Below are 22806 nucleotides of genomic sequence, written 5' to 3' on the forward strand. Positions count from 1 at the left end.
AATTTTTACTCAAATATTATTATTTTTATACTTAACCGTAAATAAATATACACTTAAACCTAAAAGAAGCAAGCTCACTCCACCGATAAGATAAATCGCATAAATCATCTGAGAAAGATCACCAATAGCAAGTTTAAATACCAACATCAAAGCTTCTATAGCTAAAGCAATGATAATAGAACCCAAAAATCTCACCATAGTTTTTTGAATTCCACCTTCTTCTTTTTTTGTCCTTCCTAATACTTCTTGTTCGATCAAAGTTTTTGCCAAATCAAAAATAGCTAAAGCCAAAGTTATAGCGATGGTACTTTCAAACATATGTTCTATACCTATAGCTTGATTATCAAAAAGACTAAAAAAACCTTTTTGAAATAAAAAACAAGTAATCACAAATAAAACCAGTGCGAAGCAAAAATATACCGAACGACTAAATTGAGTAAAAACAAATTCAAATTTTCCTGCTTGAATAATCTTTAAAATATCTTCAAGTTTTATATCAATACAAACAACAAAAAGCAAGTTATTTTTATCATCGTAAATTGGCATAGAAGCTGTCACGCAAAGCTCATTATTTAAAACCGAAGGATAAGGATCGCTCAAAACACATCGTCTTAATTTTACAGCTCTATAGAAATAAGAACGAGTACTTCTATCCTCACCCTGTCCTATTTCATGAGCCTTATTTAAGGAAATCGCATTTTCTATTTGCATGCCTGAAATATCTAAAATATACAAAGCATCAAAAACAACAACTTCATGAGCTATTTTATCCAAAGCTGTTTTAATCGTTTCAAGGTGAATGTCAGGAAGTTTATTGGGCAGATTTCTTGTTAAAATATAACTCATATAAGCCCTAGCACGATAGCGATTATCTTCAAATCTTTGTATATCTTTTATATACATTATACGCCTTCTTTATTGTGTTTAAATTCAGGTACAATCTTTAATAAAGCCTCTGAAATATCTTCACATATTTGTAAATTTTCTATCTCTTTATTAAGCCAATCAAGATCAACCTTCTCATTCTTTGCTACAAAAATACTCTCATATTGCGTTTTAGCATCATTTTCATCAATCAAAAGCTCTTCATAAAGCTTCTCACCTTTTCTTAAACCTGTGATTTTAATTTCTAAATCATTGCGATTAGAAAGTAAAAGCATTTTTTTAGCTAAATCTATGATTTTCACAGGCCTACCCATATCCAAAACAAAAAGCTCTCCTCCTTTTGCGATAGCTCCAGCCTGTAAAACAAGTTGCACTGCCTCAGCCACAAGCATAAAATAACGCACTATATCAGGGTGCGTTAAAGTTAAAGGCTCATTATTGGCAATTTGTGCTTTAAATTTCGGTATCACACTACCACTAGAACCTAAAACATTACCAAAACGCACACAAGCAACTTCAAAATTTTCATCACTCATACTTAAAGTATAAAGCTCGCAAACTCTTTTAGTACAGCCCATAATATTTGTTGGTCGCACTGCTTTATCTGTACTTATCATCACAAATTTAGCTACTTTATTTTCTTTAGCACTGTCGCATAAAATTTTGGTTCCTAAAATATTATTGATTACTGCTGAATGTGGATTTTGTTCGCAAAGAGGCACATGTTTATAAGCGGCTGCATGTAAAATAAGCTCGGGTTTATAAGTTTTTAATACCTCATCTAAACTTTGCTTATCTAAAATACTCAGTAAAATAGGAGTAATTTTTTCTTTATATAAATTTAAATCATCATTGATCTTATAAAGATTATACTCACTATGATCAACCATAATAAGATGCTTAGCACCAAATTTAATACATTGCTTACAAAGTTCACTGCCTATAGTTCCACCTGCTCCACTTACCAAAACTACCTTGTCTTTTAAAAAAGCCGCCACAGCACTATCATCTAAATCTTTTGGTTTTCTAGCAAGCAAGTCTTCTATACTGATATCTCTTGCTTCGTTTCTTGTAAAAGAAAATATTTTTACATCGCAAATACCATAAGCTACAAGTTCTTCAAAAAGTTTTTTAAGCTCTTCTTGCTCAAGTCTTAAAGCAATAATGGCAGTTTTTACCCCTTGTTCTACATAAGATTTTATTTTTTCTTTTTCTTCTACAATAAATTTATCACAATAAGTCCCTATAAGCTCTTTTCTCGCATCAACTACGCCTACAGGAAAAAGCCCTAAAGAACCTTCTTTTGCACCTTTTAACAAATGCAAAGCCTTAGAAGTTGCCCCTACTACAATACAAGGAGTTTCTTCTTCTTTCATTCTAAAAGGTTTAAAATCCACAAGCATTCTTTTGCTAATTCTTAAAGTACCTATAAACATATAAGAAAGAACAAAATCTATCACAATAGCACTTCTTGGAAAAGGATTAAAAAAATCACTAAAAAAATAAAAAATAAGAAAAAAACAAAACTCAGCTAAAAGCAAAGCGATAAAAATCTTTCTTGCTTCATTGAGAGAAAAAAATCTCCAAGCTACTTTATAAATTCTAAAAACAAACAAAAATGAAAGTTTTAAAACAAGCAAAATAATAGCAGAAACCATCATACCATGATAAAAAATACTCGGAATATCTCCACTAAATCTCAAAGAAAAAGCCAGATAAACGCTAAGTAAAATTAAAACAATATCTGAAGTTAAAAAAAATGCTAATCTTTTGCTTTTATAAAAAATCATTTTAAGCCTTTATGCTCTTTAAGATCAGTTTTGAAATTTCATAAACATCATCTTTACTCATCGCCGTGCCACTTGGCAAACAAATTCCTTTTTGGAAAAATAACTCACTATTGCCATTAAGATAAGCCTTAGCTCCTTTAAATACTTCTTGAGCGTGCATAGCTTTCCATAATGGTCTTGTTTCTATTTGTTCATTTTTCAAATCTTCTATGAGTTTTGAAATTTTTGGATGCAAAGTAATATTTTTTTGACTGATATTTATATCTTTTTGACAAGAATTAAGTTCATTTTTATCAAAATCAATCAAAGCTGTACTTAACCAGCGATTGCTTCTTGAATTTTCTAATTCATCTAAAAAGCTAAAACACTCTCCTAAAAATTCTTTATACCACTCATAAATTTCTCTTTTTTTAAGCACTCTTTGTTCTAAAACCTCCATTTGCGCTACGCCAATAGCTCCTAAAACATTGCTTAAGCGGTAATTATAACCATAATCTAAATGTTCATAATGCAAACAATTTTCCCTAGCTTGAGTGCTATAAAATCTTGCTTTTTCAATCTTTTCTTTATTTTTTCCTATAAGCATACCTCCACCTGAAGTGGTGATAATTTTATTGCCATTATAAGAATAAGCTCCAAATTCTCCAAAAGTTCCTAAAGCTTTATTCTTATAAAAACTTCCTAAAGCTTCAGCAGCATCTTCGATTAAAACAATTTCATTTTCTTTGCAAATTTCAACAATTTCATCCATTTTAGCCGCATTGCCATAAAGATGAGTTAAAATCAATGCTTTTGGTTTTTTTTCACATTCTTTAATAGCAAGCTTTAATAAATCTACATCGATATTATAAGTTTCATCACAATCTATAAATACAGGTTTTGCTTTAAGATAACAAATAGGTGCTACTGAAGCGATAAAAGTAAAAGAAGAAGCCAAAACAATATCATCTTGTTTTACCCCTGCCACCCTTAAAGCTAAATGCAAAGCCACTGTGGCTGAATTTAAAGCTAAGGCATTTTCACTTTTACTGTAAGCCTTGACACTTTGTTCAAAGCGATTTACAAATTCACCCAAAGGTGCTATATAATTGCTTTTGAAAACTTCTTCTATATATTTTAATTCATTACCACCCATATGCGGAGGAGAAAGAAAAAATCTCATGATTTATCCTTTGTGTAAAACAAAATTTTTATAAATTGACTCTATTTTACCTAAAAAAATTTACAAAGAATCAAACAAAAATCTTTTTATAATCATTTCATATTTTTCTTTTTGCAGGTACTCCCACAAAAACACCTTTTTCATCTTGATTTTTAACTAAAGTTGCTCCACCACCTAAAATACTATCATCTGCCAAACTTAAATTAGGCAAAACACAAGAATTAGTCCCTAAAAAACAATTTTTACCAATTTTTACATTACCTGCGCATTTAGCCCCTACACTCACATGAGAAAATTCCCCTATCACACATTCATGTTCAATCACACTTGAAGTATTCAAAATCACGCCTTTTTCTATTTTGGCTTTAGCATTAATTACCACGTAAGGCATGATTAAAATTCCTGCATTTTCTTCTATACTTGCACTAGGACTTATAAGCGCGCTTTTATGGATAAGATTGACAATTTTAAAGCCATTTTCTGAAATTTTTTGATAAATCTTTTTTCGAATTTCATTGTTTCCTATGGCTATAAAAAAATCATATTTAGGTAAGGTACTTTCAAATTTCATTCCTTTAAAATCATCTAAAAAAATACATTCTTTATAACCCATATTTTTAGCCACATCTTCACAAACAAGCCCATGACCACTAGCACCATAAATATAAATTTTTTCAGTTCTTGCCATTAAATTTCTCCGTTGTAACATGTCCTTCTTTGCTTACCCCACTTCGTTTTAAAACCTTTAAGGCTGTTAAAAACATGATTTTTAAATCAAGCAAAAAAGAAATATTTTTCACATAATACACATCAAGTTCGAATTTTTTCTGCCAAGAAATAGCATTTCTACCATTTACCTGCGCCCATCCTGTTATACCTGGACGCACTTTATGACGCAATTTTTGCTCTTTATTGTAAAGAGGCAAATACTCAACCAAAAGAGGTCTAGGTCCAACAAAACTCATATCCCCTTTTAAAACATTAAAAAGTTGCAAAAGCTCATCCAAACTTAAGCTTCTAACGATTTTTCCAAAAGCTTTCAAACGCAATTCATCGCTTAATAACTCACCCTTTTCATCTCTTTCATCGCTCATGGTTTTAAATTTATAAATTTTAAAAATTTTTTCATCTAACCCGGGACGATTTTGGGTAAAAATCACACTTCCTTGAGTGATTTTTAAAAGTAAAGCAGTGATTAAAATCACCGGAGAAAAAAGCACCAAAAGCACTAAAGCTAAAATAAAATCAAAAATTCTTTTAAAAACTTTTTCATACATTCTTAATTACCCTATCATAAAGTTTTAAATAACGCTGTGCGATTATATTTTCATCGTATTGTAAAGCATCTTGGGCGGCATTTTTAGCTAAATTCAATCTTAATTTTTCATCTTCTAATAAAAGTGAAATTTTTTCGCTTAAATCTTTAGCATTTTTTGTTTTTGCCCAAAGTCCATCATAAGCATTAGAAATAGCCTCCACACAACCTTCACAATCACTCACCACTATAGCCTTACCGCAAGCTTTTGCCTCCAAAACACTTACAGGAAAGCCTTCTTTATAGCTTGGCAAAACAAAAATATCACAATTTTGCAAAAGTTCTACGATATCACTTCTAGCACCCAAATAATGCACTGCGCCAGAGTTTAAAAACTCCAAACTCGCACAAGAAGGATTTTCATCTCTTCCACCAACTAAAACAAAATTTGCTTTGTCTTTTAGCATAGTAGCACTTTCATAAAATTCTTTTACACCTTTATGCCATAAAGCTCTTGCTATCATAAGTACAATGGGTTTTTTATCTATGTTTAAATTTTTCCAAAAAAGCTCTTTTTTTTTCGATTCTACATAAATAGGAAAAAATTTTTTTAAATTGATCCCTACAGATTTTATCACACAAATTTTACTTTCCTTAAGTCCTAAATTCCGCATAAACTCAGCATTACTTTCATTGACAAAAATAAATTGGTGTGCAAATTTAAAACTTAATTTATAAAGATTATTAATAAAAAAACGCACTAAATTTGCCTTAAAACCTTGATCTATATAAAAAGATCCCAAGCCTTCTACCAAAGCAAAACGATAAGGAATTTTTGCCCATTTTGCTGCTAAAATTCCAAAGGTATTGCTTTTGTGTGCCGCACTTTGAATAAGATCAAGATTTAAATTTTTCAAAACCTTAGCAAGATAAAAAAAATTCTTTAAAACCACAAAAGGATTTAAACTAGCTCTTGAAAGCTCGTAAACAATTACTTTTAAGCCAAGATCTCTAAGTTTTTGTGTGTATTCATCTTGTGGCACTATAACAAAAACTTCGTCTTTTCTATCTTTTAATGCTTTTATAATAGGCGTTCTAAAATGATAAATACTTGCTCCTGCATGTGATAAAAATCCTATTCTCATTTTCAACCCTTAAATTTTAAGTTTAAAAACCTTAGCATCTCTAGAATTAATCACCAAGTCAAATAAATTCTTATCATAATTTCCTAAAAAAAACATTTGCACATAAGCACTATTAAACATGGTTTTATCCATTAAAATAAATTGTGCGTAAGGAATAGCACTATCCTTTAAATAAAAAATATAAAACTGAGCCTTATCATCAATTGGAGTGATTTTGTATTCACCTTGTTTAATAGAATTAATCTCTACGATACTATTTACAGAAACCACATTATCACCTATTTTAAAACTTCTAAAATCATCGCTTAAAACCACTCCGTTGCTAAGATAAATTTCTCCATTTTTAACATCAAGTGGATAAGCTGTGCTAAAGGTAAAAGGTTTATCCAAAACTCCTGTATCTAAATTAATAAAAGAAAAACTAGCCACCGTAGAAAAAATCAAAGACATTCTAGCGGGCATATAAAGATAAATATCACGAGTTTTTGGTGTATCGATTTTAAAATCAGGTTTTGATAATGAAGCTAGAAATAAATCCACATTGCTTTGATTATAATCTTTCATCATGGCTTGTAAAATGTCTGATTTTAAAATATCATTTTGCGGAGCATAAAAGCTTTTTTCTGTATATTCTACACTAAGTCTTGCCATATTAGCCGCAGCTTGTTCATCTTTGCTTAAAGCAAAAGAAGGGAAAAAATTATCCTTACCTAAATGCTTTCCACCATCTACTAAAGTTTTCACATCGCTATAATAACGCACAGGATAACCATAATCCCACCAAGTTACCACATAATCTTCTCTATTGGCTATATTTTTTAATTGATTTAATAATGATGCTTCATTTTGAGAAAAAACTGTTGGCGCTTTATAGTTGTAAATATGGATAAATACTGGAGCTAAAGTCAAAATAGTTGCAAAAACAATACAAACATTTGAAGTTAATTGGCTATATTTTTTAACCAATATAGCCTTAAACTCGCTCAACAAAAAACCAAATCCTAAAGCCATTACAGGTACAGAATAAATGGTAAATCTAAGCCCCCCTTTTAAGGCTAAAAACCCAAGCACCAATATAGGTAAAGCCATAATCATACTTTTATGTTTTCTCAAAAGCCATACAAAACCAAACAAAGAAAACAAGAAAACAATTTCACTACCACTAATTCTTCGCATAAATTCGCTAAAATCTACATTTTCAACTTCTTGTATGGTTTGATTAACATTAAAATACATAAAGCCCTGTGTTAAATTCGCACTTTCATCACTTCTAAAAATATAAAATTTAAGCTGATAAAGTATGGGATCAACCCCACCGCTTAAAATCAAAAATATCAAAGTTGCACTACCTAAAATTCCTATAATCATAAAATTTAAGCGTTTTTGCTCTAAAGCAAATAAAGCAAAAAGTATTACTATAATGGCACTTTGATAAAACCATGCTATATTTGAAAGAGTAAGAGAAGACAAAATCACAGCTATATAAAAAATCTTTTCTTTTCTATGAAAAATAAGTGTATAAATTAAAAAAAGTCCAATTAAAGCTACATTTAAAGTATAACTTGAAGGATACCACCAAAGATAAATCCCTATAAATAATGGCAAGGCAATCAATGAAAAAAAGTCTTTTTTTAAAATCATTCTTACCATAAAAAATAAAATAAACATAGGTAAAACAATTACCAGCATATCCGTATCATAATACCCACTCATAGTGCGATTATAATAACTGTTTGCTACACTTGCTAAAAGAGCAGCTACAAAGCCCATTAAAGGACGTTTGTATTCATTAGCTAGTAAAATAATAGGAATCACCACCAAAGAAGATAAAAAAGTACTCATATATAAAATGATACTTTCAAAAGAAAAAGGTGTGATTTTATAAAGCCAATAAGTAAGCGTAGATAAAGAAGATCCATAATAACTCAAATCATTAGGCTGATGAAAACCTGCTATCATATCTCTTGCGCCCTCAGCAAAGGCATAGCCATCGTTTGAAATGATCATTAATTGATTATTGAAAAAATACTCATTAAACTCACTTGCCCACCAAATCCAGTAAAATCTACACAATACACTAAAAACATAAGCTAATATAATCATCGCAAACAAAACTAAATAAGGGTTTTTTAAATACTCTTTTTTCAACATCTTTTATCCTAATAAATATTTCAAAGCATCGCGTGCAATTTTTACTTTATCAAAGGCTTTAGCCCTAGTTTTAGCTTTGTTTTTATACGCTTTTCTTAATTTATCGTCTTCAAGCATAGTTTTTAAACCCTGAAACATAGAGTTTTCATTATCTACTTCTACTAAAAGTCCAAATTCATCATCGCCAAAAAGCTCTCTTGCACCACTTTTATGATCAGTGCAAACCACCGCACAAGAACAAGCCAAACTTTCGATTAAAACATTTGAAAAACCTTCAAACACAGAAGCAAAAGCAAAAAATTCGCATTTAGCCATGTATTTATAAGGATTATTATCAAATCCTAAAAGCAAAACCTTTTCTTCCAAATTTAATTCTTTAATCAAAGCTAAAAGCTCATCTTTAAGCACACCTTCACCTAAAATCACAAGCTTTAAACCTGTTTTCAATCTCGCATAAGCACGAATTAATAAAGCATGATTTTTACCTTTATCAAGCCTGCCTACACTTAAAATAAATTTATCTTTTAAAGCTATGTCTTCAAGGGCTTTTTGCCCTATGTTTTCTAAATCGATGGCATTGTATAAAATTTCACATTTTTTTGGATTTATACTAAAATTTTGCACTAAATCTTCTAAATTTCCTTTAGAATTAGGCAAGATTAAATCAGCTTTTGGGTAAAGCAAAGAAATTAAAAATTTATTTGCCAAAGAATTAAAATTATTTTTTACATACATCACACTTGGCGTAGTGCATTCATTGATCACAAGGCGAGTTTTGTTTCCAAACATTCTTGCTATTAAGGCTATATAATTAGGTCGATTTAAAAAAACAAATTCTGTATCAATGCCCAAATTTCTGCAAAGTTTTTTATATTTTAAAGCCAAAAAAGGTAGTTTTAAAAATTTCAAAATAGGATTTTCACTAGGTTTTGAACATTCTAAAAAATGAATTTGACACTCTGGAATTTCATAAGAAATTTTATCATTCATCAAGATCAAATGCACTTCAAATTTCAAACTTAAAATAGGCAATAAAGTCGCCACAACTCTTTCAGCACCACCACTTCCTAAAGAATAAATAAAAATGCCTAATTTTTGCATAAAGCCACCCGAATTTTTGATAATTTTTCAATCATATTATTTGGAATTATACTTAAAATGAGTAATATCAAAGCAGGAGCGTTGATTTTTATACTCAAGCTTTTAAACAAACACTTATAAAGAGCTTTATAATTTTTTGCAAGTTTTGCATAATAAGCTGCCATTTTATAATAACTCGCACAAGTTTTTTTATAATCTTTATCCTTACTCATTCTAAGTTCATTTTCTAAAATTTTAGCAAGCTCTAAATATCCCAAATATACCCTATGAGCATTTTTACTCGCCCCTAAAGTCACGCTATCTTGCCTAAAAATCCTATAAATCCTAAAAGCCTTATGGATATAAAAACTTTTTTCCTTGTATAAATTTACCCAAAGCGTGGCTTCATTGCCATAAAATTCTTCATTAAAACGCTGGTTTTCAAGTAGAGATTTTTTAAAAACAGAAAAAAACTCTCCGCTAAATTTAACCATTAAAAAATCTTTTTTAGAAATTTCACTATCTTTTTCCAAGCCCTTACCGCTAAATTCCTTGCTTAAATTTCCTTCTTTTTCTATCAAACAATTTCCAAAAACATGAGCATAACCCTCATTTGCTTTTTGCATCAAGGTACTTAAAGCCCCAGATAAAAGCTCATCATCATCATCTAAAAAAGTTACAAACTCGCCACTTGCTTGATCTAAGCCATTATTTTTATTGCCATTTGGGCCTTGTTTGTAATTTTGATTTAAAAAATACTTAATGCGATCATCATCTTTTTGTAAATTTTGCACCACACTTTTAGTATCATCGCTAGAATTATCATCGCTTACAATAATTTCTAAATCTTTAAAATCTTGATTTTGTATGCTTTTAATAGCCTTTTCTAGTAAAACTTGACGATTAAAAGTTGGTACTATAACAGAAAGTTTAGGCATTTTTAACCTCAGCTATAAGCTTAAGCCATTCTTCTTTGATATGAGAAATTTCAAAGTCTTTACACCTTTGTTTGGCATTATTTACAAGTTCTTTTCTAAAATTTTCATTATTTAAAACAAGTTCAAGTTTTTTAGCAAGTGCTATTTCATCATCACAACCTATCAAAAGCCCATCATGATTATCTTTGATTAAATCCTTAGCACCATTATAATAAGAACTTGAAATTCTACAAACCTCAAAATACAAACTTTCAATTAAAACCGTTGGCAAACCCTCTACAAAAGAACAAAGACAAAGCACTTTTGCTTTTTCATAAAGAGTCTTGACATTTTCAACTCGTCCTAAAAAATCAACTTTTATTCCTAAAGATTTTACCTTGTATTCAAGTTCTTGCCTTAACTCTCCATCTCCTGCTATAACAAATTTATAATTTTCTTGCAAATTTTTATCCAAATGCGCTATAGCTTTTAAAAACATTGCAGGGTTTTTGTTGTGATCTAAACGCCCTATAAAAAGAACCAAATTTTCCTTTTCAAAACTAGAATCAAAAGGAATTTCATCGCTAAAATGACAAGGGTTTAATAAAAGCCTAACCCTTTTTACAAATCTTTCATAATACACCTTATCACTGCTTCCAAGCACACTTAAAGCATCACAAAAAGGATAGCTTACCCTTCTTAAAAAACGCCAAATTTTAGGTTTTAAATACGCTTCATTGCTATGCTCACTTATAATGAGTGGAGTTTTAAACCCTATTTTCGCAGCAATACAAGCAATATTAGTCGTATCCAAAAAAGAAATAAAAACATCAGCCTTACTTTCTTTCAAAGCCTTTCTTAAAGCAAAAAATTTCTTAAAACGACTTGCGATTTTATGATAAAGCGTATCAAATCTAAATTGTTCTAAACTTGTAACTTTAACTTTATTTTCAAGCTTATAAAAAGATTCTCCTGCATGAAATTTAATAATACTTACTTCATGCTCTTTACAAAGTACATTAACTAAGGTTACTAAAACACGCTCAGCGCCTCCTGAATTTAAAGTTGCGATAATAAAGCTTATTTTCATCATTTCTCCTCTTTAAGCTTACCGTGTTCTAAACGATAAACCTTATCACATTGCGTTATCGTAGAAAGGCGATGTGCGATAATAATCATGGTTTTATCTTTAGAAATTTTATAAATTTCATCCATGATTTTTGCTTCACTTTGAGTATCAAGAGCAGAAGTTGCTTCATCAAGCACTAAAATTTCAGGCTCTAAATACAAAGCTCTTGCTATAGCTATGCGTTGTTTTTGTCCCCCGCTTAAATTACTCCCCCCATCACCCACTTTTGTTTGCACTCCTTGAGATAAATTTTTTATAAAATGCTCTAAATTTGCTTGTTTGATAACCCTATTAAGTTTTTCTTCATCAACCGCATCTCCAAAAGTGATATTTTTAGCTATACTGTCATTAAAAAGATAGATATTTTGCGGGATATAGCCTATTTTTTGGCGATAATTTTTTGTATTATTTGCATTTAATTCTTGCTCATCAATTAAAATTTGCCCTTCTTTTGGTTTTAAAAGTCCTATGATAAGATCTACTAAGGTACTTTTTCCGCAACCACTCTCCCCTATAAAAGCGATTTTTTCGCCTTTTTTAATGTTTAAGTTAAGATTTTTAAATAAATATTTTTTTCCCTCATAACCAAAGCCAAGGTTGTAAATTTTAAGCTCTTGATTAAAGCTTAATTTTTCCTCGCCCAAATTTTCTTCTTCTTGTCTTAAATTTTGATAAATAATATCCAAAGAAGAATGATAATAAAGCAAATCATGATAACTTGTAATAATACGATTTGCACTTGGCATTAAGCGATAAAGTGCTAAAACAAAAATAGAAATCGTGGATAAAATACCTGAAATATCACTTTCATTTTTCAACACCAAAAATACCACGATAAAAACAAGTACACAAAAACCTATTCCTTCAAGATAAATTCTAGGCACCGCAGCTACACTTTCGTTGGTAATATTTGCTTTAGAAAAAGCTTCACTTTGCGCTTTAAAAAGACTTAATACTCCATCTTCTTTGGTTTTAAGCTTAATAAATTTGAAATTATTTAAATTTGTATTTAAAATTTCAAAGAAATTTTTCATCGCTTCTTCGCGTCTTACTCCTGCTTTTTTAATGATAGGGCTTAAAATTTTCACTAAAATAAAGGCATTTAACACCATAAAAATACTTAAAAATAAAGTGATTTTATAATTAATCAAAAGCATTAAAGCATAAAGCAAAAGCACTACAAAAATTTCACTCATCAAAAGCAAAAATGATGAAATCATAGTGCTTAGATTATAAACTTCCCCTGTAATGGACTTTAAAATTTCAGATTGATTTTTTTGAGTAAATTTTTCATAATTAATATTTAAAAATTTAGAAAAAACCTTATAAGCGATCACATGATAACGCCCTTTAGAAAATCTTGCTAAAAGATGAAAATAATACGCATTTAACAAAGCTCTAAACACATAAAAAACAATAAGCCCCACCCCAAAATAAACAATGATTTCAAAAACAGGGATATTAAGATATTCTTTTAAGCTGATTAAATATTTATTACGATCAAAATAAGAAAAATCACTGGCCAAAGTGATAAAAGGCATTACCAAAGAAATCGCAAAAGTTTCTATAAAAGAAACAAATACTGAAAAAACAAGCAAAAAAAATAAAAAATTTTTATCTTCCTTACTTAAAATAAAAAAAAGTTTTTTTAACACTGTTTTTCCCAATCAAAAGCAGATTTGCAAATAAGCTCTAAATCATCATATTTAGGCTGCCAAGAAGTAAGATTTCTGATTTTACTTGCATCAGAAATCAACACACTAGGATCACCTGCACGGCGTGGGGCAAGTTCTACTTTAAAATCCACTCCACTAACTTTTTTCATCGCTTCAATCACTTCTTTGACACTAAAACCATGCCCATAACCTACATTAAAAACATTACTTTCATTCTCTTGTAAATAATCCAAAGCCGCTAAATGCGCACTTGAAATATCATCTACATGGATAAAATCTCTTATGCAAGTACCATCTTTTGTATCATAATCATCGCCAAATATGAAAAGTTTATCACGTTTTCCTGCGGCACATTCAGCTGCAACTTTTATGAGTAATGTTGCTTTTGGATAGCGTTGTCCTAAAGTATAATCCATACAAGCACCTGCAACATTAAAATATCTTAAAATACAATGCTTAAATTCAGGATTTGCCATACTTGCATCACGCAAAACCTCTTCACTCATAAGCTTACTACGCCCATAAGGATTAATAGGTACCAAAGGGCTTGTTTCGCTCACAACAGGAGTTTGTGGTTCGCCATAAGTGGCTGCCGTTGAAGAAAATATAAATTTATTTACTCCAGTTTGCAAACAAGTTTCGATGAGATTTGTCGTATTAACAGTGTTGTTCATATAATATTTTAAAGGATTTTGCATACTTTCAAAAACTTCAATGCTTGCTGCAAAATGCACAATAGCGTCAAATTTTTCTCTCTCAAGCAATGCTTTTACGCCTTGAAAATCACTTAAATCTTGTTCGAAAAATTTAAAAGCTCTTATTTTTTGCAAATCTTCTATTGCGATTTTAGAACCCTTAGAAAGATTATCTAAAACACAAATTTCATGATCTGTTTTTAAAAATTGTCTTAAAGTATGAGAACCTATATAACCTGCACCACCGCTAATAAGAATTTTCATCATCATTCCTTTTTTTAAAAAATGTCAAAAATAAATTTTAATATATTTTCTTAAATACTTAAGATTGAACTTTTGAAATTTCACTCTCACAAGCTTTTGCAAAAACTTCTGTATAGGAACGATCTGATTTTTTTTCACGCAAAAAATCTCTCATATAAGAAAGAAAATCAACATAATCTTCTTCACTAACATTAGCTTTAATAAGTTCATATTTTAAAAAAAGCATATAGGTGTTTAAAACATCACTTTCACAATATTCGTGAATTTTTTCAAGTTCATTTTCATAAAAAAGTTTCATCACCTCATCGCCATGCACATCATATTTTCCTGGCAAACCCACCATAGAGCAAAGTGTATCAAGCTTTATTCCACGCCCATTAGATCCTAAGGATTCTAATAAATCACAATGTTTTAATTCTGAAAATCTTGTTTTATAATTATTCCATTTATCGCTTTGAGTATCTAAATAAGTTGCTGCTTTTAAATTGTATTTTAAAGCCCTTAAAACAAGAACAGGCATATCGAAATTTTTACCATTAAAGCTGACTAATTTTGGCTCATAATTTTCTATAAAATTGAAAAAATTCTCAATCATTTCTTTTTCATTTTGCCCATCAATTTTATTTACTTTGATAAATTTTCCAAAATTATCACTTAAAACCGCACAAATACTGATAATTTTATGATAAGGCAAAGGCAAAAACTCACTCCCACTTTGTTCTTTTTGCCACTGAAGTGCTTTTAAACTTACCTCTAAATCACTTCCTTCAAAACCCAAAGTTTTGCGGATAAGCTCAACATCTGGCACACTCTCACAATCAAAAACACAAATATAACCTTCATTTTTTGCCATTTTTAACCTTTTTTTAAATAATTTCGCTAAAATCATAGCAAAAATTTTAAAATATTAGGCTTTTAATGAAAATAGCAATTGTTCGTTTGTCAGCACTTGGTGATATTATACAAAGTGCCGTGGTTTTGCAATTTATCAAAAATTTTAAAAAAGATATAGAAATTCATTGGTTTGTAGATGAAAAATTTGAAGGCATACTTAAAAACCATCCTTTAATAAACAAACTCTATGCCCTGCCCTTAAAAGACAAAAAAATTTTAAAAAGCCTAAAAATTCTTCTTAAAGCAAGAAAAAACAACTATAATGCAGTAATAGATCTACAAGGGCTCATAAAATCTGCTATTGTAAGTCGAATTTTAAGTAGAAATAATTTTGGTTTTGATAAAAATAGTCTTAAAGAAAGTTTTGCTCATAATTTCTACAACCAAAAACTTGAGTTAGATTACAATGAAAATGTATTTGTAAGATACTTAAGTCTTACCTCCTTTATGTTAAATACTGATTTTAATGTCAAAAATTTAGCCTTTAAACAAGATATTTTTAGCGTAGATGAAAATTTAAAACAACTCTTAAATAATAAACTCAAACTCGACAAAAACGAAAAAAACATACTCATACATGTGGGCTCAAGTGTAGAAAATAAAATCTATCCTAAAACCAAACTTGCTATACTTTGTAAGCTTTTAATCAATGAATTTCAACAAACAAAAATTTGGCTCGCTTGGGGAAATGTAAAAGAATACGAATTTGCTAAAGAGGTTTTAAATCTTAGTGGTATTGATGAAACACATATAGAATTAGCGCCAAAATTCAATCTTGAAGAACTAATGGCTTTTACAAAAATGATGAATTTAATCATAGGAAATGATAGCGGCCCAACACATTTGGCTTTTGCTTTAAATAAGGCATCTATTACGATTTTTGGTGCAACACCAAGCTACCGCAATGCTTTTCAAACTCATATCAATAAAATCATTGATGCAGGTAAAAAAATCCAAAATGCCAAGCATATCGATAAAAGTGATTTTTGTATCACGCGTATAGAAGAAGAAGATATCTTCAAACTTGCCAAAGGCTTACTTAATGAAAAATAGTGATAGAATATATCTTAGTCTTTATTATATTTTGAAATTTTTTGTTACTTTTATGCCTGAGTGTATCTTGCATTTTTTAGCTTTGATTGTAGCAAGAATCGCTTTTTATCTTAACAAAAAACACCGCAAAATCATCAATACAAATTTGCAAATCTGTTTTCCTCAATACACTCAAAAAGAACGCGATAAATTGTCTTTAAAAATTTATGAAAATTTTGCTCAATTTGGGATTGATTGTTTGCAAAATCAAAACACCACCAAAGAAAAAATTCTCAATAAAGTAAATTTCATCAATGAAAATTTTCTTATAGATGCTCTAGCTTTAAATCGTCCTATTATCTTCACAACTGCACACTATGGAAACTGGGAAATTTTAAGCCTTGCTTATGCAGCTAAATATGGTGCGATTTCTATAGTAGGGAAAAAGTTAAAAAGTGAAATTATGTATGAAATTTTAAGCCAAAGTCGCACCCAATTTGACATAGAACTTATCGACAAAAAAGGCGGCATAAGACAAATGCTAAGCGCTCTAAAAAAAGGGAGAACTTTGGGAATTTTAACTGATCAAGACTGTGTAGAAAACGAAAGCGTAAGATTAAAATTTTTTAACAAAGAAGTGAATTATCAAATGGGAGCAAGCCTTATCGCACAAAGAAGTAATGCTTTGATCATCCCTGTTTATGCCTATAAAGAAGATGGTAAATTTTGCATAGAGTTTTTTAAAGTAAAAGATTCTCAAAATGCAAGCTTAGAAGAACTGACACTTTATCAAGCACAAAGTTGCGAAGAAATGATTAAAAAAAGACCTTGGGAATACTTTTTTTTTCATAGACGCTTTGCAAGTTATAATAAGGAAATTTACAAGGATGCAAAATGAATCTAAAGCAAATAAGTGCTATTATCATCGTAAAAAATGCAAAACAAACCTTGCTTGAATGTTTAAATTCTTTAAAAGATTTTGATGAAATTATTTTACTTAACAATGAAAGTAGTGATAATACCCTAAATATAGCTAATGAATTTAAAAAAGATTTTGCTAATTTGCACATTTACCACAGTGCTTTTATAGGTTTTGGAGCTTTAAAAAACCTTGCTTTAAGTTATGCAAAAAATGATTGGATTTTAAGCATTGATGCTGATGAAGTGCTTGAAAATGAGTGTATTAAAGAGCTTAAAAATTTAGAACTTCAAGAAGATAATATCATCGCACTTAGTCGTAAAAATCTCTATAAAGGCGAATGGATAAAGGCATGTGGTTGGTGGCCTGATTATGTTTGGAGAATTTTTAATAAAAATTTCACTCGTTTTAATGATAATTTAGTACATGAAAGCCTTGTTTTGCCAAGTAATGCTAAAAAAATTTATCTTAAAAATGGATTAAGGCATTATGCTTTTAGAGATATTTCCCACCTAATTGACAAAATGCAGTACTACTCAAGCCTTTGGGCAAAACAAAATATACACAAAAAAAGTGGTGTTTTAAAAGCAAATTTAAGAGCTTTTTGGACTTTTTTTAGAAATTATTTTTTAAAAAATGGCTTTTTATATGGTTATAAGGGTTTTATAATTAGCGTTTGCAATGCCTTAGGGACTTTTTTTAAATACATGAAATTATATGAACTTCAAAAGCAAAAGCCAAAAACTTGCGCTTTAATAATAACAACTTATAATCAAAAAGAACGCCTTAAATTAGTGCTTGATAGTGTTAAAAATCTAGCCTTTTTACCCAATGAAGTTTTAATCGCAGATGATGGTAGCAAAGAAGATACAGCAAGGCTTATTGAAGAATATCAAAAAGATTTTCCTTGCCCTTTAAAACACATTTGGCAAGAAGATGAGGGTTTTCGTGCTGCAAAAAGTAGAAATAATGCTATTAAAGCTTCTAAAAGTGAATATATAATTTTAATTGATGGTGATATGATTTTAGAAAAAGACTTTGTAAAAAATCATTTAGAATTTGCAAAACGCAAAGTAATTTTACAAGGTTCAAGAGTAATTTTAAATAAAAATGAAAGCGAAGAAATCTTAAAAAACAATAATTATAGTTTAGCTTTTAATAAAAAAGGTTTTAAAAATCAAAGAAGTATTTTTTTAGCTAAATGTGTATATAAATTTTCAAAACTAACTAAGAAATTTTTTAAAAAATCACAACTTGTTAAAGGTAGTAAAACTTGCAATATGAGTTTTTATAAAAGTGATTTTGAAGCCATTGAGGGATTTAATGAAAAATTTATAGGCTGGGGTAGGGAAGATAGTGAGTTTGTAGCTAGATTTTTATTTAATGATGGAGTGTTTAAAAGGCTTAAATTTAATGCTCTGGCTTATCATATCTATCATGAAGAAAATAGCAAAAATATGCTCGAAATCAATCATCAAATTTATCTTGAAACTATAAAAAATGAAAAAACAACTTGGAGATAAAACATGAAAAAAGTAGGTGTAGTAATCCCCATATACAATGTAGAAAAATATCTAAAAGAATGTTTAGATAGTGTAATCAATCAAACTTATACTAATTTAGAAATCATACTAGTAAATGATGGTAGTACAGATGAAAACTCACTCAATATTGCAAAAGAATATACTTTAAAAGATAAAAGAATAATTCTTTTTGATAAAAAAAATGGTGGTTTAAGTAGTGCTAGAAATGTAGGTATAGAATATTTTAGTGGAGAATATGAAACACAATATATTGAAAAAGAAAATGAATTAAATGTTTTTAAGATTATTGGCGATAATCCACAAAATATTTATAAAATTTATAAGTACAAAAATGCTTTAGCGAGTGATAAGCTAGAAATTTCAAAGATTGATTATATTATCTTTTTAGATTCTGATAATTATTGGGAGTTAAACTGCATAGAAGAGTGTGTTGTAAGAATGCAAAATGTAGATGTATTATGGTTTGACCATGCTTGTATTTATGATGATGGTATAGAAGATAAGGGTCAAAAAACAAGGATGAATGTATTTAATTTTACTCAAGAATGCACTATCACTCCAAGAGACTATGCTAAGCAAGCTATAAAAGTAGGTTCGAGGGATATCTCGTTTAGCTGGGGTGGTATGATAGATTTTTCATTTTTAAAACAATTAAAACTTAAATTTATCAACAAAATCATCAATGAAGATATTCATTTTGGCATGGTTTTGTTTGCGAGTGCTGATAGTATCTATATTTTACCAAAAAGATTGTACTTATGCCGTTTGAGGGCAAATAGTATATCAAATCATGATAAAAAAGTTACAAAGGCAAATGTGTCAGAGTATTTTAAAGACTTGTATGAATTTTTTGGAGAAAATGCTAAAGAGGCAAAAAACTATTTAAAAGCAGCAAGTAGGATGATAACAGCTTTGGAGTTGATAGAATTTTTTAAAGATCAAAAAAATGAAAATTCTCAAGCCATAAAAGAGGCTTTTTTGCCTTTTTATGTAAAAAAGGCTTTGATGATTAAAAAATTTAAAAAAGATCCTTTGAATTTAAAGGAAAAATTACCTATAATTAAACCTTTTATCCAAACAAAAATTCCTTATGATCTTTGGAAAATTTGGCAAAAAATAAAGGGTATTTTAGATAAAATCAACTTTGCAAAATGATTTTATCTATCATTGAATCTTTTTTTATAGATTTAAAATGCGTGAGTTTGTGTAAAAAGCTTTGTTTTTGAATTTCTTCCCAAAGAGTTGAATTAAATTTTTCTTTGGCACTAAATTGTAATAAATGGCATTCTATATCGCTCATGTTTTTATAGATATCATTTACAAAGCCATGCTCTTTTAAAAGTTCAAATATGATATGTAGTATAAAATAATAGTGATTTTCACTTGATTGCTCATTTTTCCAATAATTCATTAAAATATCTTTTAGAGTTTGAATAAAAGTATTGTTTGTTTTGGCTATCATAAAACTACTTAGCATTTTAACTTTAAAATCATCATTCCAGTTAAAGTATCCATAAGAAAAATATCCACTTTTGATAAATTTTTTCAATTTTTCTTTACTAGGTTTTATTTTTGATCTTTCAAAGGTAAAAAAGTCTTTATCACAAAGTTCACTAGGAATTTTAGAACTTAAAAATATACTTGCATCACACCATATACCTCCATAAGTTGCAAGCAAGCATACTCTTAAAAGATCTGAAAAAAAAGTTATAGTTTTTTCTCCAAAAAAATTATTTTCTAATTTTTCTATAACAAATGGTGGAAAATCAAGGTAATCTTTTATATTATCTTTATCTAAAATGATAATTGTGTAGTCATCTTTCATTTGACTTTGTACAGAGTTAAAACATTGTTGTATCATAGGTGAAGCTTGATTTTTACCTTGATACCAAAATTGCCAAATAATTTTATCGTTTTTAAAATAATGTTTTTTTTCAAAATCAAAATGAGGAATTTTCCCTTCTAAAAAAGGATTAATATAGTTGTTTGAAAGATAATTAGTCACTTTAGGGTGTTCTAGCTTATATTGAATATGATTTCTTAATTTTCTTCTTGTTGATTTTATGGGTATAAATGAGCTTAGTTTTTTTGTTAAAGTATTATAAATTAAAGAATTGTTTTGTTGTATTTGCATATATATTCCTAAAAAGTTTTTTGATATAATATCAAAAATAATTAAGGTTATGTATATATGAAAACCGTAGGTGTAGTAATCCCCATATACAATGTAGAAAAATATCTAAAAGAATGTTTAGATAGTGTAATCAATCAAACTTATACTAATTTAGAAATCATACTAGTAAATGATGGTAGTACAGATGAAAACTCACTTAATATTGCAAAAGAATATACTTTAAAAGATAAAAGAATAATTCTTTTTGATAAAAAAAATGGTGGTTTAAGTAGTGCTAGAAATGTAGGTATAGAATATTTTAGTGGAGAATATAAACTCAAAAATAAAACTCAAACTATAAAAGAAAATTCTTTAATAGAATTTAACATAGAAGGTAATAATCCTTATGAAATATATACTGTATATAAAAGCTATAAAGCTTTTAATAATGAACAAGATTTAACTAACTTTACTTATCCTATTATAGATTATATCATCTTTTTAGATTCTGATGATTATTGGGAATTAAACTGCATAGAAGAATGTGTACCTAGAATGGATGGGGTAGATGTGGTTTGGTTTGATAGTATTGAATATCATGATATAGAAAAAAGTTATTTCAAGCATCATAGTCGTTTAAAAGATATTAATATAAAGAAAGAATGTAGAATAAATCCTATAGAGTGGCTTAAGCTTCTAAGGCAAAATAAAATTAAAGACTTTGCATTTGCGTGGAGTGGCATAATTGATTTTGATTATATAAAAGATAAAAAAATGAAATTTAAAGACGCTATTTTTGCTGAAGATCATTTATTTGGAATTTTGCTTTTTTCGCAAGCTAAAAATATTTATGTCTATCCTAAAGTATTTTATTATTATAGAATTCGAGCTAATTCTTTGACAAATCAAGATAAAAAAATCACTAAAGATAATATACTTCCATATTTTAAAGATATATTTATTGCATTTGAAGAGAATGCAACTTTAGCAAAAGAGTATTTTAAATATGTTAGTTGGGTGGAAACCAGTTTAGAATTAGTGCGATTTGTAGAAAATTATCATGATAAAAAAATTTCTTCGTTGCTGAAAGATACTATTTTGTATTTTTATATCAAAAATGCATTTAAAATTAAAAAATTCGATAAAGATCCTTTGTGTATTAAAGAGAAATTGCAACTATTAAAACCCTATAAAATTTCAAAAATAAGATATAAAGTTATGAAATTTTTAATATCTTTACGGAATTAAATTATATAAAAATTTTTTCCATTTGAATTGATATTTTTGATATAAAATATTTATTTTATAATAAATAAGATTTATATTTCTTTTATTAAAATTTTGTTCATATTTCAATAATTGAATTTTTAATAAATATATAATTAGAAAATATAGAGGTGTTTTTTTATTTTTAATTGATTTTAAAACATTTAAAACAATTTTATGTTCTTGAATATTAGCTTCTAAAGAATTAATATTATTTGTTATAGAATTGCTATTTACATGCTGGGTATACAAAGGTTGTGTTAAGTAAAATATTTCATTAGATAATATTGTCAAAGGATAATATAATAAGGCATCTTCTGCCATATTTATTTTGATTTCTTTTTTGAGATTTAACATGTTGAAGGCTTTTAAATAAATATCTTTTTTGATTATTTTAGCCCACATTGTCCAAAATGGATTTTTAGTTTTAAGTATTTGCATTGTAAATTCTTTGTTGTTGTATTTTCCTTGTTTTATATTTAATTTTTTTATTGATTTTTTTGCATTGGTAATAAAAGCTTCAAAACACAACAAATCAATTTTACCCCCCCCCACCCATATCCAAAATTTTAATACATTCTTCGCAAGCATTAAGTTCTAAATAATCATCAGAATCTAAAAACATGATATAAGGTGAAGTTGCTACTTTAGCACCTTCATATCTTGCTCTTAAAAGCTTTAAATTCTCTTCATTATGTATGATTTTTATTCTATCATCTTTACTAGCATACTCTTTAGCTATATCTATACTTTTATCATTACCACAATCATCTACTACAATGATTTCTATATCTTTAAAAGTTTGGTTAATGCAACTTTCTAATGCTCTAGCAATATATTTTTCCACATTATAAGTTGGTAGTATGATGGAAATTTGACTCATTTTAGC

Annotated in this window: 19 protein-coding genes and 1 pseudogene; 5 read left to right on the forward strand and 15 right to left on the reverse strand. The window is 28.7% G+C overall.

Going from position 1 to position 22806, the window contains the following annotated elements; all coding sequences use genetic code 11:
* Positions 1-9: 9 nt before the first annotated feature.
* The 13 genes from FBF21_RS05975 to FBF21_RS06035 form a co-directional block, all read right to left on the reverse strand.
* On the reverse strand, positions 10-903 hold the full coding sequence (locus FBF21_RS05975) for a PDC sensor domain-containing protein (protein ID WP_002856519.1): 894 nt from the start codon (positions 901-903) through the stop codon (positions 10-12).
* Entirely contained in the window at positions 903-2675 is a 1773-nt protein-coding gene (gene pglF / locus FBF21_RS05980) for a UDP-N-acetylglucosamine 4,6-dehydratase (configuration-retaining) (RefSeq protein ID WP_002870127.1), read from the reverse strand. Before pglF ends, FBF21_RS05975 begins: the two co-directional genes overlap by 1 nt.
* A gap of 1 nt (position 2676) precedes the next feature.
* Positions 2677-3837: a UDP-N-acetylbacillosamine transaminase gene (gene pglE, locus FBF21_RS05985; protein ID WP_002870126.1), complete on the reverse strand. Its 1161-nt coding sequence runs from the start codon at positions 3835-3837 to the stop codon at positions 2677-2679.
* Between the two features lie 97 nt (positions 3838-3934).
* On the reverse strand, positions 3935-4525 hold the full coding sequence (gene pglD, locus FBF21_RS05990) for a UDP-N-acetylbacillosamine N-acetyltransferase (protein WP_002870125.1): 591 nt from the start codon (positions 4523-4525) through the stop codon (positions 3935-3937).
* A complete protein-coding gene (pglC, locus tag FBF21_RS05995) occupies positions 4512-5114 on the reverse strand; it encodes an undecaprenyl phosphate N,N'-diacetylbacillosamine 1-phosphate transferase (RefSeq protein ID WP_002852766.1) in 603 nt (200 codons plus the stop codon). The genes pglD and pglC overlap by 14 nt, the downstream gene beginning before the upstream one ends.
* Positions 5107-6237 (reverse strand): N,N'-diacetylbacillosaminyl-diphospho-undecaprenol alpha-1,3-N-acetylgalactosaminyltransferase, encoded by a 1131-nt coding sequence (pglA, locus tag FBF21_RS06000; RefSeq protein WP_002870124.1) that lies wholly within the window; start codon positions 6235-6237, stop codon positions 5107-5109. Before pglA ends, pglC begins: the two co-directional genes overlap by 8 nt.
* Before the next feature lie 9 nt (positions 6238-6246).
* Positions 6247-8388 (reverse strand): undecaprenyl-diphosphooligosaccharide--protein glycotransferase, encoded by a 2142-nt coding sequence (gene pglB / locus FBF21_RS06005; protein WP_002860216.1) that lies wholly within the window; start codon positions 8386-8388, stop codon positions 6247-6249.
* Between the two features lie 3 nt (positions 8389-8391).
* The gene (gene pglJ / locus FBF21_RS06010; protein ID WP_002870121.1) at positions 8392-9489 is read right to left on the reverse strand and encodes an N-acetylgalactosamine-N,N'-diacetylbacillosaminyl-diphospho-undecaprenol 4-alpha-N-acetylgalactosaminyltransferase; all 1098 of its coding nucleotides are present in this window, start codon (positions 9487-9489) and stop codon (positions 8392-8394) included.
* Positions 9477-10406, reverse strand: coding sequence for a GalNAc(5)-diNAcBac-PP-undecaprenol beta-1,3-glucosyltransferase (pglI, locus tag FBF21_RS06015; protein ID WP_002867212.1), 930 nt, complete (start codon positions 10404-10406; stop codon positions 9477-9479). Before pglI ends, pglJ begins: the two co-directional genes overlap by 13 nt.
* Complete coding sequence (gene pglH / locus FBF21_RS06020) at positions 10399-11478, reverse strand: GalNAc-alpha-(1->4)-GalNAc-alpha-(1->3)-diNAcBac-PP-undecaprenol alpha-1,4-N-acetyl-D-galactosaminyltransferase (protein ID WP_079264556.1); 1080 nt, start codon at positions 11476-11478, stop codon at positions 10399-10401. The genes pglI and pglH overlap by 8 nt, the downstream gene beginning before the upstream one ends.
* On the reverse strand, positions 11475-13169 hold the full coding sequence (gene pglK / locus FBF21_RS06025) for an ABC-type lipopolysaccharide transporter PglK (protein ID WP_002869587.1): 1695 nt from the start codon (positions 13167-13169) through the stop codon (positions 11475-11477). Before pglK ends, pglH begins: the two co-directional genes overlap by 4 nt.
* Entirely contained in the window at positions 13163-14149 is a 987-nt protein-coding gene (galE, locus tag FBF21_RS06030; protein WP_165433017.1) for a UDP-glucose 4-epimerase GalE, read from the reverse strand. The genes pglK and galE overlap by 7 nt, the downstream gene beginning before the upstream one ends.
* Before the next feature lie 58 nt (positions 14150-14207).
* Positions 14208-15002, reverse strand: a complete 795-nt coding sequence (locus FBF21_RS06035) for a 3'-5' exonuclease (protein ID WP_002860221.1) — start codon at positions 15000-15002, stop codon at positions 14208-14210.
* Positions 15003-15067: 65 nt separating this feature from the next.
* On the opposite strand from FBF21_RS06035, the gene waaC reads away from it, so the two are divergent.
* The 4 genes from waaC to FBF21_RS06055 are packed head-to-tail and all read left to right on the forward strand — an operon-like array spanning position 15068 to position 19693.
* On the forward strand, positions 15068-16096 hold the full coding sequence (waaC, locus tag FBF21_RS06040) for a lipopolysaccharide heptosyltransferase I (protein WP_002858077.1): 1029 nt from the start codon (positions 15068-15070) through the stop codon (positions 16094-16096).
* Positions 16086-16973: a lipid A biosynthesis lauroyl acyltransferase HtrB gene (gene htrB / locus FBF21_RS06045; protein WP_002858051.1), complete on the forward strand. Its 888-nt coding sequence runs from the start codon at positions 16086-16088 to the stop codon at positions 16971-16973. The genes waaC and htrB overlap by 11 nt, the downstream gene beginning before the upstream one ends.
* Positions 16970-18517: a glycosyltransferase gene (locus FBF21_RS06050; protein ID WP_002858148.1), complete on the forward strand. Its 1548-nt coding sequence runs from the start codon at positions 16970-16972 to the stop codon at positions 18515-18517. Before htrB ends, FBF21_RS06050 begins: the two co-directional genes overlap by 4 nt.
* Before the next feature lie 3 nt (positions 18518-18520).
* The gene (locus tag FBF21_RS06055; protein WP_002858013.1) at positions 18521-19693 is read left to right on the forward strand and encodes a glycosyltransferase family 2 protein; all 1173 of its coding nucleotides are present in this window, start codon (positions 18521-18523) and stop codon (positions 19691-19693) included.
* On the opposite strand, the gene FBF21_RS06060 is transcribed toward FBF21_RS06055, so the two are convergent.
* Positions 19677-20672 carry a capsular polysaccharide synthesis protein gene (locus FBF21_RS06060; protein ID WP_002858358.1) on the reverse strand — a complete coding sequence of 332 codons (996 nt, stop codon included), beginning with the start codon at positions 20670-20672 and terminating at the stop codon, positions 19677-19679. The genes FBF21_RS06055 and FBF21_RS06060 overlap by 17 nt on opposite strands.
* A gap of 57 nt (positions 20673-20729) precedes the next feature.
* Between FBF21_RS06060 and FBF21_RS06065 the strand changes: the two genes are divergently transcribed.
* Positions 20730-21899, forward strand: a complete 1170-nt coding sequence (locus FBF21_RS06065) for a glycosyltransferase family 2 protein (RefSeq protein ID WP_002858320.1) — start codon at positions 20730-20732, stop codon at positions 21897-21899.
* Here the strand turns inward: FBF21_RS06065 and wlaN are convergent.
* Positions 21888-22800: pseudogene (gene wlaN / locus FBF21_RS06070) on the reverse strand (beta-1,3 galactosyltransferase). The gene FBF21_RS06065 and the pseudogene wlaN sit on opposite strands and share 12 nt — an antisense overlap.
* Between the last annotated feature and the right edge of the window lie 6 nt (positions 22801-22806).

This window comes from Campylobacter sp. CFSAN093238 (assembly GCF_012898015.1).
Lineage (GTDB): Bacteria > Campylobacterota > Campylobacteria > Campylobacterales > Campylobacteraceae > Campylobacter_D > Campylobacter_D jejuni.

Excerpts from the sequence above, each read along its gene's own strand:
- pglJ (WP_002870121.1), bottom strand. The coding sequence starts at position 9,489 with ATGCAAAAATTAGGCATTTTTATTTATTCTTTAGGAAGTGGTGGTGCT.
- FBF21_RS06060 (WP_002858358.1), bottom strand. The coding sequence starts at position 20,672 with ATGCAAATACAACAAAACAATTCTTTAATTTATAATACTTTAACAAAA.
- FBF21_RS06050 (WP_002858148.1), top strand. The coding sequence starts at position 16,970 with ATGAATCTAAAGCAAATAAGTGCTATTATCATCGTAAAAAATGCAAAA.
- FBF21_RS06035 (WP_002860221.1), bottom strand. The coding sequence starts at position 15,002 with ATGGCAAAAAATGAAGGTTATATTTGTGTTTTTGATTGTGAGAGTGTG.
- FBF21_RS06065 (WP_002858320.1), top strand. The coding sequence starts at position 20,730 with ATGAAAACCGTAGGTGTAGTAATCCCCATATACAATGTAGAAAAATAT.
- FBF21_RS05975 (WP_002856519.1), bottom strand. The coding sequence starts at position 903 with ATGTATATAAAAGATATACAAAGATTTGAAGATAATCGCTATCGTGCT.
- pglI (WP_002867212.1), bottom strand. The coding sequence starts at position 10,406 with ATGCCTAAACTTTCTGTTATAGTACCAACTTTTAATCGTCAAGTTTTA.
- FBF21_RS06055 (WP_002858013.1), top strand. The coding sequence starts at position 18,521 with ATGAAAAAAGTAGGTGTAGTAATCCCCATATACAATGTAGAAAAATAT.
- htrB (WP_002858051.1), top strand. The coding sequence starts at position 16,086 with ATGAAAAATAGTGATAGAATATATCTTAGTCTTTATTATATTTTGAAA.
- pglD (WP_002870125.1), bottom strand. The coding sequence starts at position 4,525 with ATGGCAAGAACTGAAAAAATTTATATTTATGGTGCTAGTGGTCATGGG.
- pglB (WP_002860216.1), bottom strand. The coding sequence starts at position 8,388 with ATGTTGAAAAAAGAGTATTTAAAAAACCCTTATTTAGTTTTGTTTGCG.
- pglH (WP_079264556.1), bottom strand. The coding sequence starts at position 11,478 with ATGATGAAAATAAGCTTTATTATCGCAACTTTAAATTCAGGAGGCGCT.
- galE (WP_165433017.1), bottom strand. The coding sequence starts at position 14,149 with ATGAAAATTCTTATTAGCGGTGGTGCAGGTTATATAGGTTCTCATACT.
- pglE (WP_002870126.1), bottom strand. The coding sequence starts at position 3,837 with ATGAGATTTTTTCTTTCTCCTCCGCATATGGGTGGTAATGAATTAAAA.
- pglA (WP_002870124.1), bottom strand. The coding sequence starts at position 6,237 with ATGAGAATAGGATTTTTATCACATGCAGGAGCAAGTATTTATCATTTT.
- pglF (WP_002870127.1), bottom strand. The coding sequence starts at position 2,675 with ATGATTTTTTATAAAAGCAAAAGATTAGCATTTTTTTTAACTTCAGAT.
- waaC (WP_002858077.1), top strand. The coding sequence starts at position 15,068 with ATGAAAATAGCAATTGTTCGTTTGTCAGCACTTGGTGATATTATACAA.
- pglC (WP_002852766.1), bottom strand. The coding sequence starts at position 5,114 with ATGTATGAAAAAGTTTTTAAAAGAATTTTTGATTTTATTTTAGCTTTA.